General features: G+C 61.7%; 15 protein-coding genes. 14 read left to right on the top strand and 1 reads right to left on the bottom strand.

Annotated features, from left to right (window positions below):
* Window positions 1–6: 6 nt before the first annotated feature.
* Together EH55_RS01050 and EH55_RS14335 are read left to right on the top strand one after the other, a co-directional pair.
* The gene (locus EH55_RS01050; protein ID WP_037974180.1) at window positions 7–1,680 is read left to right on the top strand and encodes a portal protein; all 1,674 of its coding nucleotides are present in this window, start codon (window positions 7–9) and stop codon (window positions 1,678–1,680) included.
* Between the two features lie 14 nt (window positions 1,681–1,694).
* A complete protein-coding gene (locus EH55_RS14335) occupies window positions 1,695–1,835 on the top strand; it encodes a hypothetical protein (protein WP_160170712.1) in 141 nt (46 codons plus the stop codon).
* Here the strand turns inward: EH55_RS14335 and EH55_RS01045 are convergent.
* Window positions 1,832–2,020, bottom strand: a complete 189-nt coding sequence (locus tag EH55_RS01045; protein ID WP_037974179.1) for a hypothetical protein — start codon at window positions 2,018–2,020, stop codon at window positions 1,832–1,834. The genes EH55_RS14335 and EH55_RS01045 overlap by 4 nt on opposite strands.
* A 54-nt stretch (window positions 2,021–2,074) precedes the next feature.
* Here EH55_RS01045 and EH55_RS01040 point away from each other — a divergent pair, with 54 nt between their 5' ends.
* The 12 genes from EH55_RS01040 to EH55_RS00985 all read left to right on the top strand — a co-directional run bounded on the left by EH55_RS01040 (window position 2,075) and on the right by EH55_RS00985 (window position 12,921).
* Complete coding sequence (locus tag EH55_RS01040; RefSeq protein WP_037974178.1) at window positions 2,075–2,401, top strand: Bbp19 family protein; 327 nt, start codon at window positions 2,075–2,077, stop codon at window positions 2,399–2,401.
* Entirely contained in the window at window positions 2,385–2,663 is a 279-nt protein-coding gene (locus EH55_RS14330; RefSeq protein ID WP_037974177.1) for a hypothetical protein, read from the top strand. Before EH55_RS01040 ends, EH55_RS14330 begins: the two co-directional genes overlap by 17 nt.
* Before the next feature lie 37 nt (window positions 2,664–2,700).
* Window positions 2,701–3,450, top strand: coding sequence for a hypothetical protein (locus tag EH55_RS13205; RefSeq protein ID WP_051682518.1), 750 nt, complete (start codon window positions 2,701–2,703; stop codon window positions 3,448–3,450).
* Window positions 3,451–3,463: 13 nt separating this feature from the next.
* Window positions 3,464–4,471, top strand: coding sequence for a major capsid protein (locus tag EH55_RS01025; RefSeq protein WP_037974176.1), 1,008 nt, complete (start codon window positions 3,464–3,466; stop codon window positions 4,469–4,471).
* Between the two features lie 14 nt (window positions 4,472–4,485).
* A complete protein-coding gene (locus tag EH55_RS01020) occupies window positions 4,486–4,884 on the top strand; it encodes a Bbp16 family capsid cement protein (RefSeq protein WP_037974174.1) in 399 nt (132 codons plus the stop codon).
* 3 nt (window positions 4,885–4,887) lie between these two features.
* Window positions 4,888–5,133, top strand: a complete 246-nt coding sequence (locus EH55_RS01015) for a hypothetical protein (RefSeq protein ID WP_037974173.1) — start codon at window positions 4,888–4,890, stop codon at window positions 5,131–5,133.
* Window positions 5,134–5,205: 72 nt separating this feature from the next.
* On the top strand, window positions 5,206–5,805 hold the full coding sequence (locus EH55_RS01010; RefSeq protein ID WP_037974171.1) for a hypothetical protein: 600 nt from the start codon (window positions 5,206–5,208) through the stop codon (window positions 5,803–5,805).
* A complete protein-coding gene (locus tag EH55_RS01005; protein WP_037974170.1) occupies window positions 5,802–8,441 on the top strand; it encodes a hypothetical protein in 2,640 nt (879 codons plus the stop codon). The genes EH55_RS01010 and EH55_RS01005 overlap by 4 nt, the downstream gene beginning before the upstream one ends.
* Window positions 8,442–8,450: 9 nt before the next feature.
* On the top strand, window positions 8,451–9,293 hold the full coding sequence (locus tag EH55_RS01000) for a hypothetical protein (RefSeq protein WP_037974169.1): 843 nt from the start codon (window positions 8,451–8,453) through the stop codon (window positions 9,291–9,293).
* Window positions 9,294–9,315: 22 nt separating this feature from the next.
* The gene (locus EH55_RS00995) at window positions 9,316–11,958 is read left to right on the top strand and encodes a hypothetical protein (protein WP_037974168.1); all 2,643 of its coding nucleotides are present in this window, start codon (window positions 9,316–9,318) and stop codon (window positions 11,956–11,958) included.
* 33 nt (window positions 11,959–11,991) lie between these two features.
* Window positions 11,992–12,540 carry a lytic transglycosylase domain-containing protein gene (locus tag EH55_RS00990; RefSeq protein WP_037974166.1) on the top strand — a complete coding sequence of 183 codons (549 nt, stop codon included), beginning with the start codon at window positions 11,992–11,994 and terminating at the stop codon, window positions 12,538–12,540.
* 3 nt (window positions 12,541–12,543) lie between these two features.
* Complete coding sequence (locus EH55_RS00985) at window positions 12,544–12,921, top strand: D-Ala-D-Ala carboxypeptidase family metallohydrolase (protein ID WP_037973903.1); 378 nt, start codon at window positions 12,544–12,546, stop codon at window positions 12,919–12,921.
* The last annotated feature ends 111 nt before the right edge of the window (window positions 12,922–13,032 follow it).

Here is a 13,032-nt window from a genome sequence, read left to right as displayed (position 1 = left end):
TGGAGAATGGAAAGAACGGTAAACGCAGCGGAGCTTAAGCGCGGGCTTGAACTGCGGCGCGCGGAGCTGCGCAGCGCAGCCTCTTACATCGACCCGCTCTGGCGGGAGCTGCGAAGCTACATTCATCCGTTCCGCGGGCGTTTCGACGGCGAAAAGGACGTCCTTCCCGACATGGGCAAGGTGCTTTCCTCCGCGCCGATGAAGGCCCGTTCGACGCTGGTGGCGGGGATGCAGTCCGGGCTCACTTCGCCCTCCAGACAGTGGTTCAAGCTCTCGACGCACGATCATGCCCTGTCGGACGACTGGGAGGTGCGGAACTGGCTGGACGACGTACATGACCGCATGATGCGCGTGATGCAGGGCAGCAACTTCTATCACGCGCTGCATAACGTCTATGAGGAACTCGTCACCTTCGGCACGGGGGTAATGTTCATCGAGCCGGATTATGAGAATTTCATCCGCTGCGGGACGCTCACCTGCGGCCGCTATTGGCTGGGGGCCTCTAACGGCTACGACGTGGACTGCGTCTATAGGGATTTCGACCTCACCGCGAAGCAGATCGTCTCCATATTCGGCGAAGAGAACGCCTCGGACGGGGTGCGGTCGGCGGCGAAATCGAGCCCGTTCACGCGTTTTCTCGTGCATCAGGCGATCGAGCCGGATTACGAGCATGTCACGCGCAAGCCGTTCCGCTCCGTCTACTGGGAGAGCGGCGGCATGGAGGAGAGGCTTTTGGCCGTCCGCGGCTATTCGGACTTCCCCGCGATGACTCCGAGGTGGCACTGTATCGACAACGATATATACGGATACGGCCCCGGCGCGGAGGCGCTGCCGGACGCCAAGGAGCTGCGGATACAGATACGCGACAGGGCCGTTGCGATCCGCAAGCAGGTGGCTCCTCCGCTGGTGGCCCCGGAAGGGCTGCGGCGTTCGGGGGTGCGCTCCGCGCCCAACGGCGTGACTTTCGTCCCCGACGGGCAGGTGCAACAGGTGCTGCCGCTGTACAACGTCCAGCTCAATCTGCCGGGGCTGCAGCAGATCATCCAGGAGACGACGGAATCGATACGCAGCACGATGTACGCAGATCTGTTCCTTATGCTGCAGCAGGCGGACAGGCCGCAGATGACGGCTAGGGAGATAATCGAGCGGCACGAGGAGAAGATGCTGGTGCTGGGGCCGGTGCTCGGACGGCTGGAAAGGGAGCTGCTTTCTCCGGCGATAGAGCGCATATACGTCATAATGGACGAGGCGGGTTATATCCCGGAGCCTCCGGAGGCGCTGCGCGGCGCGTCGGATATAAATATCGAGTTCGTATCGATTTTGGCGCAGGCGCAGAAGATGCAGGGCATGAAGCCGATCGAGCAGAGCGTCTCATTTATCGGGTCTATCGCCGCGTCGTTCCCGGAAGCGGCGGACGCGCTGGATGTGGACGGCGCGATCCGAGAGTACTGCAGGCTGTCGGGAGCGCCGGCAAAGATACTGCGCGAGCCGGCCGCAGTGGAAGAGATACGCGCCGCGCGCGCCCAGGCGGCGCAGAAGCAGGAGCAGATCGCGCAGATGCAGGCGGCCATACAGTCGGGCGCGCAGGCGGCGCAGGGCGCTGAGGCGCTGGCCAACACCGACGTGAGGGAAGGCTCGGCGCTTTCCGCCGTAAACGATATGTTTACGAACGGGCTTTGAGAGGGGTGTGAAGCGTGAGGATATGGCTTACACAAGAAGAGGCGGCGGAAATAAAAGAAGAGGTCAAGGAGTACGTAGCGCGCTGCCTGCGTGGAGAATGCACGCCGGCGGAGAGCGCGGCTCTGCCGGCGGTGCTGGACGTATTGAATAGTTAGCCGCTCTTGTTGAAGCGATTGCGGATTTCGCAAACATTCATAATGCGGCATTTTTCGACGGTCAGGAAAATAGTCTCAAAGAGTTCGGCTATCTTTGATGCGTCTATGGGGCCGCCATGCTCAACAATAGACGTTACCAATGACGCCGTTACTTTAAGGGAATCGCCGTTGGTGGATTCAGGCATTTCAAATCACCTCCTATGGGGGTAGTTTAACAAAAAAAGAATTGAGGTGTAAATATGACCGAACAGAGGCGTAACGCCGAGAGGCGCCTGATGTCCGCCCTTCTGGGAATCCCGGAGGGGCGGATTTTCGTCGGGCTGCTGATCGAGGAGACGGGCTTTCTCAAAAGTTCGGCGCGCGACTCCCCCACTGTAGAGGACACGTATTACCGCGAGGGCGAGCGCAACGTCGGGCAGCGCGTTTTCGAAATGGCCTTCAGCGCCGGCGCGGAGCCGCTGGGCTGTATGAAGGAGTTCGGGCGCTGGAATAAGGAGATCGAGCTTCGCGAAGAAGCCGATAATAAGTCGGAAGAAGAGGAGGTTTCTTATGGCGGAACGGGGTGAGGAAAATGCGGCCGAGATGATCTTCCCGAGCGTTACGGCTAAGGGCGATGAGCTTAAGCTCTATGCGGTGACGTGCCTTCCTCCAGAGGAAAAGATGTCCAAGGAGGAAAAGGAAGACCCTTGGAGCGCCAGGCAGAGGGCCATAGTCCGCGCGCGTGAAGCCGGAGAGGCCGCCGCGCGCCGAGGCTTTTTTCAACAGGAAGAAGGACAAGGGCTATCGCGCTATAGAGATAAATCTTTGGGGCTCCTGCACCGAAGATGAGAACATATTCACGCAGGAGGGATAAGGAGAGATAAAGATGGCAGACGAAACAGCGGCGGCTAAGGCGGCGGAAGGTTCGCTGGAAAACACTCCGGGCGGCGAACCGGAACAGCAGCCGGCACAGGGGCGGCAGGCCGGCGAAGGGAAAGAGAAGGAAACTTTCGAGCGCTCTCTGCTCACGAAGGATATAGAGACGGATCCGCCTGCGGCGGCAGAGGAGGGCGGCGGCCGCGAAACGCACGCGGCACTAGGCGCGTCCCAAGGAAGTTCTAAATGTTCGCCTGGCGGCAAACAGGAAGCGCCGTCGGAGCCGGGGGCCCCTGAGAAGTACGAGCTCACGATGCCGGAGGGCTGGACGTTGGACGAAGAGGGGCTTGCGGAGCTGACACCCATCATGCGGGGGCTCAAGGCGACGAACGAGCAGGCGCAGGCTGTGGCCGACCTTTACATCAAGCGCCTCTCGGCGGCGCGCGAGGCGCAGCTCGAGGCGGACCGCGTGCAGCTCGCGGCGTGGGAAAAGGAGATCCGCGAGGACCCGGAGATCGGCGGAGCTGAGCTGAAGGAGAACCTGGCGACAGTCTCCCGCGTGCTGGCGAAGTACGCGGGGCCGGAGTTCGTGGCGTATTTGGACAGGTCCAACCTCGGAAATTACCCGCCTTTCGTCAAGGCGATGGTGAAGATGGCGAAGGACCTCTCCGACGACAGGTTCATACCCGGCGGACGCGGAGGAAGCGGCGGCGATCCGGTGAAGGAAGCCGCGGAGCTCATATATGGGAAGTTGTCTTAAGGAGGAACGGTAAATGGCTATTTTAGGCGGAAACAACCCGACGCTTATGGATGTGGCCCGTCGCACCGACGGGAACGGGAAGATCGCGAAGATCGTGGAGATGCTGTCGGAGCAGAACGCGATTCTTGACGATATGGTCTTCGAGCAGTGCAACAGCGGCCACACGCACAAGACCACTGTGAGGACGGGGCTGCCGGAGGCGACATGGCGCAAGCTCTACGAAGGCGTGCCGTCGTCGAAGAGCGAGACGGAGCAGATTCAGGACTCCTGCGGCATGCTTGAAACTTACAGCGAGATTGACAAGGCTCTTGCAGATATGGCGCCCGACAAGGCGGCCTTTCTGCTTTCGGAGAGTTCTTCGTTCTTGGAGCGTATGAATATCGAGATGGCGGATACGCTGATCTACGGCAACGAGAAGAAGGATACGGCGAAGTTCACCGGGCTTGCGGCGCGCTACTGCACGCTTTCGACGGACGAGAAGAAGATCGGCTTCAACGTCGTAGACGGCGGCGGCTCGGGGACGGACAACACGTCTATCTATATCCTCAACTGGGGGACGCAGACGATGCACGGCCTTTATCCGCGCGGGAGCAAGGCGGGGATTTCCGTCGACTTCCGCGGGCAGCAGACGGTGCGCGACGCGAGCAACAAGAAGTATGAGGCGTATGTGACGCATTATAAGTGGGATATGGGCTTCTGCGTGCGCGACTGGCGCTACGGCGTGCGCATCGCCAATATCGACGTATCGGATCTCGCGGGCTCCGGCTCGTCGGGCTACGCCGGCGCGGATCTCATCAACCTGCTTATTACGGCGTTCGGCAAGTTCCCGAAGGCCGATATGGGCAGGCGGGTCATCTATTGCAACCGCACGGTGATGACGGCGCTGAATTTACAGGCGGCGAACCGCTCGACGCTGGCGCTGAAGGTGGACGAGGTGGGCGGCAAGCCGGTCACTTCGTTCTGGGGCGTGCCCATCCGCCAGGTGGACACCATCAAGAACAACGAAGCGGCGGTAGCTTAAGGAGGTAAGAAAAGATGATACTTGAGAAGGATCTTATTTTCTGCGAGGGTAAGGAGCTCTCCGGAGGAGACGCGGCGACGGACGTCATAGATCTCGTGAAGGGCGGCGACGCGATAGGCGACGAGATGTATTTCGTCGGCGTCTGCTCCGCCGCCGGAGCCGGCGGGACTTCGGCGGTGTTTTCGCTTGAAACTTCGGACGCAAGCGATTTTTCGACGAAGAAGGCGCTTTACAGGAGCGACGAAGTCACGCTGGCGGAGCTCACGGCCGGGAAGAAGCTCTTCGCGGTGCGCGTCCCGCGCGGCTGCAAGAGGTATCTGCGCGGGTATATCGACGTGACGGGGACTTTTACGGCGGGCAAGGTGGATATGTTCCTTGTAGAGGGAGACCATCACTCTTATGAGGATCTGTAGGCCGTGAGCGAATGGAATGTGGAGACCTTCGCGAAGCTGCTGCACGAGGCGGGGGCGGCGGCCGTGAAGAACGGAGCCTCCGTCAATCCCTACGGCGACTGTTATGAGGGCTGGGAGGATGTTTCGGAGGCGAAGCGCGAGGGGCGCAGGCTCCAGGCGCGCTGGCTGATGGACAACGGGATCGGGCCCGTCGGCAGGCCGAGCCCTAAGACCGTGCCCCCGCGCATCGACGTGAGCACGCGAAAATAGCGAAAGATAAAAGCGTTGTTGAAGGCGGGGCCGAAAGCCCCGCCTTTTTTATAACGGAAAGGAGGGACGGGTGTGGGAGAGACCGAAGTTTGCAACAGGGCTTTGATTCTCTGCGGCTGCTCGCGCGGCATAAGTTCGATGGATGAGAAGAGCGCCGAGGCGGCGGTCTGCAAAAGAGTCTATCTGCCGGCTTTCCGTTCTCTGCTGGCGGCGCATCCGTGGAGCTGGACGGTCAGGATATGCACGCTGGAACAGATGGATGTCTCTGTGCCGGGGTGGAAGTATCTTTATACGCCGCCGCAGGACTGCGCCGTGCTCTGCCGGGTGTTCAACGAGGAGGCGGGGAACGCCCCTTTCAGGATGTTGACGGTGGAGGCGCGCAAGGGCGTGTTCGAAGCGGCGGTCGCGACGGATCTCTATCGGGCTTACGCGGAGTTCCGCTCAAGCGCGATACCGCCTTTTATGCCGGACCTCTTCGCGGAGGCTCTGGCATACCGGCTGGCTATGGAGATATGCGTCTCGCTGCAGGGCGGCGACGTGAATATGCGCGAGCATCTGGCGAGGTTTTATAACGAGGCGGTGCAGCGCGCGGCGTGGAACGACGCGAATGAAGCGGTTCCGGCGGATATGGGCGACGATTGGGCGGATGAGTATGTGAGGGGCAGGGGATGAGCATACGCACTTTGCAGACTTCTTTCGCTTCGGGCGAGATTTCTCCGGCGCTTTTCGGACGGCCGGACTTAGCGAAGTACGCCGCCGGGCTGCGGAGATGCGAGAATTTCGTGATACATCCGCACGGCGGGATCACTAAGCGCGCGGGGATGAGGTTCGTGGCCAAGGCTAAGGGGAAGTGCCGGCTGGTGGAGTTCGAGTATTCGATAGATCAGACGTATGTGCTGGAGTTCGGCGACAGGTATGTGCGCTTTTACCGCGACGGAAGGCAGATCCAGTCGGGGTCGGAGCCGTACGAGGTGGCGACGCCCTATTCGGCGGCCGATATCGACGGGCTGTCGTTCACGCAGTCGGCGGACGTGCTTTATATCGTGCATAAGAATCACAGGCCGCGTGAGTTGTACCGCGTCAATGACACGAACTGGGTGCTGGCGGATTTCGCCTTTAAGAACGGCCCCTGGCGCGGGCACGGGGCCGATATAGAGGCGGTCGCGGTAGGGCTCTCGGCCAAGACGGGAAATATCGTCCTTACCGCCTCGGCGCCGCTCTTTAAGTCGGGGCACGTTGGCGGGCTTTTTTCGGTCATTCATCATGTGGACGAGGTTTCGGTGAAGTCCTCCGGAGACGCCGGCGGCGCCTGGGCCTCCGCCTCGATCACCGGGGTCCAGGAAGAGACGGGGTCGTCGGGCGAGGGTGGCCCCACGTACAGCTATTATTACACGGTCCCGGAGGCGTACAGGGGATATTTCGCGGTCGGGCGCAGGTGCCGCGTCTACAGCGCCGTAAGCGGCGACGGCTATACCGACTGCTCCGTCTCCTCTCTTTCGGAGGAGGGCGTCGTGACCTTTTCCCCGCCGGCGCCGGTGCGCGTCGGCGCGGTGGACTGTTCGGTCTTCGTCCCGGCCTCATCCGGCGGCCGGACGCTCGAGGTGACGGCCTATAAGGGCTGGCGGCTGGAGTCCGGCGGCTTCTGGGGCGGAACGGTGTTTTTGGAGTATTACGACGAGGATGAGTCGGCCTGGGTGAAGTATAAGACTTATATTTCGGAAAGTTATGCCGAGGGGACGTCGTCCTCCTGCGGCAATGCGAAGAATTACAGCGATCAGGACGTGGTGGACAAGCCGACGCGGCTGCGCGTGAGGGCGGCGTCGTTCACTACTTTCGTGCCCGAGGGCAACAGCGAGGAGGACCGCGGCTATTTCCAGCTGGCGGCGAACGCGGCCGAGCACCGGGCGGTGATGAAGATCACGGCGGTCTACTCCCCCACTTCGGCGGCGGCGCGGGTGCTCACCGCGGCGGCCGCTACGAAGGCCACCGTCAACTGGGAGGAGGGCGCGTGGAGCGACGCGCAGGGCTGGCCGTCGGCCGCAGGATTTTATCAGGAGCGCCTGATTATGGGCTCGACGCGGGAGCAGCCGCAGAGCTGGTGGATGTCGAAGACGGGCGATTATTACGATTTCGGCGCGTCGTTCGAGGCGCTGGACGACGAGGCGCTTTCCGGCACGCTGGTTTCGCGGAAGATGTTCGACCTCAGGTATTTCGTCTCGCTGGGAGACTTGCTGGTGATGACTTCCGGCGGCGAGTGGAAGCTTTCTTCCGGAGCGGCGGGGGGCGCAGTGACGCCTTCCAACGTCGACGTAGGGCTGCAGGGCAACAGGGGCTGCGCCGCGATAGAGCCGATCGTCGTGGGCAATATGATTCTTTTCGTGCAGGCCCGGGGCCTGCGCATCCGCGACCTGGGCTATGAATACGCCTCCGACAGCTATACGGGCAACGACTTGACGGTGCTGGCGAGGCATCTTTTCGAAGGGCGCGAGATCGTAGACTGGGCTTTCGCGCTGGAGCCGGATTCGATGTGCTGGGCGGTGCGCGACGACGGGCTGCTGATAGGGATGACGTATATACGCGAGCACGAGGTGGTGGCCTGGGCGCGCTATCCGACTGACGGGGTCGTGGAGCGCGTGGCTTCGGTGATTTCGCGCGGCTCCGACCTGGTGTATCTCTGCGTGCGGCGCGGGGCCGAACGCTTTATAGAGGTGATGGAGCCGATGGAGGCCTCCACCGCCGCGGAGGCCTTTATGGTGGACGCGGGGATCACGAGGGTCTCCGCGTCCGCGCAAAGGGAGGTCTCCGGGCTTTCGCATCTGAACGGGCGCACGGTCTGCGCGAACGCCGACGGCGACGCGGTGGAGGGGCTGGTCGTGGAGGACGGCCGAGTAATGCTGCCGGAGGCGGCGCGCGTCGTGCACGTGGGGCTGCCCTACGCCGCTGTGGCGGAGACGCTGGATCTTTCGTATCAGAGGAGGGACGGCGCGCAGCTTACGCGGAAGAGCCGCGTCGCCTCCGTCCGCGTGCGCGTGGAGAGGACGCGCGGGCTTTCGGCCGGCGCCGCCGCCGGAGGCCCGGGCAACGCCGTCTATACCGGTCCGGGGGTCTCGGAAGCGCAGAAAGCTCTGCTTTTCGAGGTGCCGGAGCGCTCTGATGAGGAGAGCGGGGAGGCTACGCGGCTCTTTTCCTGCGACCACGAGATTTTCTTTGATTCTTCTTATGACGAGGGGCGGATGGTGCTTTACGCGCCGCATCCGCTGCCCTGTTCGGTGCTGGCGCTTACGGCCGACGTGGCGCCGGCGGGTTAGGAGGCTGTGATGCTGGATTTTGAAAGCTGTAAGAAGGTCCACGCCGGCAACGGGCTGACGCGCGAATGGAGTTACGATTTCCCGCTGCCGGACGTCTCGTATATGAAGGTGTATGTTTCGGGGCCCGGCGGGACGCCGGAGCTTATTTCGTCCGGCTATAGGGTGGACGCCGAAGCGAGGCGGGTGGTCTACCCCGCTTCCGCGGACGCGGACGCGCTGCCCGCGGGGTGGACTCTGACGCTGATGAGGGAGCTGCCGCTGCTGCAGCCGGTAAAGCTGCTGAATCAGCAGGGGCGCTTTTTCGCCGACGACACGGAAAAGGGGCTGGACCGCGGCGTGATGATGATCCAGCAGCTGGCGGAAGTCGCGGGGCGCGCGATAACGGCGCCGGTGGACGATTCGCTTTCCGCGGAGGAGCTGGCGGCGCAGGTGGTGGAGAATCACGAGCGCTACGAGGAGATAGCGCAGAAGCACGGGGAGACGCTTTCGGCGCGCGACGCGGCGCAGCTGTCGGCTTCGTCGGCCGTAAGTTCGGCCGACGCGGCGCTTGCCGCCAAGGCGTCGGCGGAGATGAGCGCGGAGGCCGCGGAGGCGGCCAGGGACGCCGTGCTTTCGGCCTCTTCCGTGCCGCCGTGGGACGCGTCGACGGTCTACGGCTACCCCGATACGGTCTGCTGCGTGGACGGCCATACGTACAGGTGCATAGGGACGGACGTCTCCGGCGCGTATCCTCCGGAGTCGGATATGTGGGTGCGCGTCACCGTGATCCAACAGGCGGGGACGTACGATATGGAAAGCGGCGGGACTTTCGGGGACGCCGCGGCCGCCTTCGTTTCGGGCGGCTCTTTCTGATTTTGTGCAGGGAGGTTTTTAAATGACTACCAACATAGTGCGCCGCACGGAGCGCGGCGGCACCTCTTCACAGGCCGCCGCCTCGGTCTTGATGGAAAACGAGCTCGGCGTATTGACAGACGTAAAAAAGCTCCTCGTAGGAGACGGAAACAAAGCGGGCGGATACACGCTCACGCCGGACAACGTGGTGGCCGTGTGGCCGGATCAGGCGGAGGCCTCTTCCCCGCTTTCGCTGGCCTGGTGGATAAACAGGGCGGACGGCTCGGCGATAAAGCTGCGGCTGCCGGCGGGGACGTACAACGTATTGAACGACCTGACGGTGCCTGCGAACGTCTATCTGGAAATAGACAACGGAGCCGTGTTCAATGTGGCGGCCGGCAAAACGCTTACACTGGACTGCGAAGCGGACATGTGGACGGTTACAAACACAGGCGGGGGGACGCTCGTCGACAACGCCGGGCGCAGTCGCGTCCCGGGCGAAAACCTCATACGCCACAACGTAAGCTGCTGGGAGCGCGGGCGCATGTGCGTGACGGAGTCCGAAGGCCCCGTCGGCTCGGATTACAACAGGGACAACTTGAAATTCGCCGCACTGAGGTACAGGCGCAAAATACCGGTGACGGCGGGGGGGACGTATACGATAAAAGCGTGGGGCTCCGCAGGCTGCCGCCTCTTCTTCTACAGGGAGGCCGAGAGGCAGCCCGCCCCGGCGCACCTCGAACACTACGAAGACATCGACATATCGGACGACGAATGTGTAGGCAGGCTGCTCGAGACGTCGTCGTCCGCGGCTGTAGAGCTGCTGCAAAAAGGCTATACCTTCACGGTGCCGGCGGAAGCGACTTACATGCGGCTCTACAGCTACGTCCTAAACGACTCCGGCAGCGTAACGGCCGCATCGATATTCGACTTGGGCGACAAACACCTCTTCAAACTCGAAAAAGGCCGGTTCCCCACCGCCTTCACCCCCAACCCTAAAGACTGCAACGCAATAAACGCCTACTCGATACTTTCCAACGAAAGACCACTGAACGACCCAGTCGCGGCAAGACAGCTCGTAAGCTGCATGGAAAGCTACGCCGGCCGTTCGTGGGTATACGGGCGTTCGCACATCGAGGAGAACAACGACAGCCTTGAAATGAACTTCAAGGGGCCGGCCGACGACGGCCTTTACACCGTCAGCGCGTACAGCGGCGGCTCCCCGTCCGCGTGCGAGAAATCATGCGACTGCGGAGCGCCGATATTTCTCGCGATCCGCGGTATACCGTACTGGCAGAGCAGGTACGAGCAGTTGACCAACCGCTGGCGCGGGACGCACTTTTATCCGTGGGGAAAGTATGTAGACAACCTTCGAGCTTCCTCCAGTATAGAATGGCTCTACAAAAACGGCTGGGCGATAGACCCCGGTATAAACTACAGCAAGCTACAGGCCGGAGATCTGGTATTCTGGCGCACTAACCCGTACAAGCCGGAATACCCCTCGTTCAAAAACCTATTCCGCATGTGGGACCACGTGGCTATGTTCACAGGGCGCTGGGTGGAAAGCACGCCGACCGACGCCGCCGACGGCAGGCTGCACCCCGAATGCATAGAGTCCGGCGGCTACGGGCCGACGCTCACGGTCGGGCCGGACGGGAAAGCTGTGAAAGAAAATCTTATAATGCGCCGCTTCCTCGACCGCATCAACCCATACGACGCCGAGCACGGCACATCCACGTCGTCGTCGCCCGCGCTAGAATGCATGTTCGCGAGAGTGCCGCTCGAATCCCCGTACTCCGAATACAACAGCGCCGACGGCCGTCGCAACACGCTGGAAGAAGCCGTATTGAGGGACAGCGACGCCGTTATTTATTCGGCCAGCTACAGGCCCTCCGTTTACGTCAGCGGCAAAGTCTCAGACGGTGACTTGCGCATCGACGTCTACAACGGCATGAACGCCGCCGTATGGGAAATAGGCGGCATCAACAGCAGCACGGGCATGGAAACAGAAAACCCCAAAAGAGTACGTTCGGGATTTATGCCGGCGTCGTGGAAGGTACAAAACTATATCGACACAACCGACCTCAGTGACTGGACACAAAGCATGACCAATCGCTTCTCCCTCATTACGCGCTACTTCTACGACGGGGCCTTGAACCCCATAAGTGGGCTCATATCGTCGCGCCAAGGCGTGATACCGGAAGGGGCGAAATACGTCCGCTACTGCTACGGCATACTGAACGAAGCGGGCGATTTCACATCACATGAGCTGGCTGGTTTCAACTTCTTCGTAGCCGTACAGCCGGACGTGACTAAAACGGTCGGTGCGATAGTCTCCGGACAGGTGAAAGTCACCGGGCAGGCTAAGCCGAGATTGGCTTACGACGCGGTGAAGGCGTACTACGACGGCTCGTCGAGCACTGTAGCCAAATACAGGGCTTTCAGCCAAGGGTATCACTCGTATGCGCACATAGCGCTCTCTGAACTCCCGCTCGGAAGCGCCCAGAGCTACAGCATAGGTTCTAAGAACGGAGTGTACAGCGTCACGGTGGACGGCGGGATAACGTGGACGCCTCTCCCGCAGGCGCTGCGGGAGAAATTGGAAAACCTACGCATAGCGGACGGAGAGAATTTTATCTACATCCCCAACGGGCAGAATGTGATACTTTCCCGCGCTGTGGTGTAGAGGCGGCGGAGGGAAGCGAAAGGAGGTAAGGCTATGAGCGTATGGAAGCCGAATATGAAGGTGTTCCGCTGGCGGGAGCTTGCGGAGAAGTGGGGCCGGCAGACTGGATGTCCGCCGGCTTTGATTTTGGCGGTGATCGAGCAGGAGTCGGGCGGGGGCCCAGAGGCAACGCGGCACGAGCCGGAGTATATGGAAAGGTATGAGGCGCGCTGCCGCGAGATAGCCCATGCATGCGGCTTGTCCCTCGAGGATGTGGCCACGAGCTACGGGCTTATGCAGCTGATGCTGCCGCTGGCCTGGGGCTATATGGGGACTGCGGCCAGGAAGGACCCTGTCGCGGCGCTGCTTGATCCGGATCAGAATGTGCGCTTCGGCGCGGCGCATTTGGGCGTGCTGCTCCGCAAGGAGCTTGCGCGCCACAATGATGCGGTGCGCCTGGCGCTCGGAGCGGGCGGGGGGATCGACGCCGCGATCGTGCGCGCCGCCGCCGGCCGCTTCAATGGCGCTGGGAGCGGGAGCGCTTACGCGCGGAACGTCTGCGCGCTGTGGCGGCTGTATGAAGGGCGCTTGAAAGAGGCGTAGGCGTTGGGAGACCTAACGAAGGATTTCTCGCGGAAGGAGTTCCGCTGTAGGTGCGGAAGGAAAGATTGCGACGCGGCGCCGATCGACATGAAGCTGGTGACGGCTTTACAGGCGCTGAGGGATCTGATCGGCGTCCCCATCATCATCAATTCGGCGGTCAGATGCGTCCGGCACAACAGGCGCGTCGGCGGCGTGCGGAACAGCCGGCATCTGGAGGGCATAGCCGCCGATATTTACTGCCCGAAGCTTTCGCCGAAGGAATTTGCTAAGTTCGCCGCTATGATCCCAGAGTTCGACAAAGGCGGCATAGGCCTGTACGACTGGGGGATCCACGTGGACGTGCGCGGCAGGCGCGCGCGCTGGGATTACAGGGGGCGGTGAGGTGAGGTGAGCCAGCAGGAGGTAAAGGACGCGTTCGATTCGCTCAAGGCTATTTTCCTGCTCGTGATGCCGGGGCTGATCGCCGCCTGTATCACGTCTTCGGTGGATTCC

The organism is Synergistes jonesii (assembly GCF_000712295.1).
GTDB classification, from domain to species: Bacteria; Synergistota; Synergistia; order Synergistales; family Synergistaceae; genus Synergistes; species Synergistes jonesii.
Note: the sequence above shows the minus strand (reverse complement) of the source record. Positions and strands in the feature narration are given on the sequence as shown.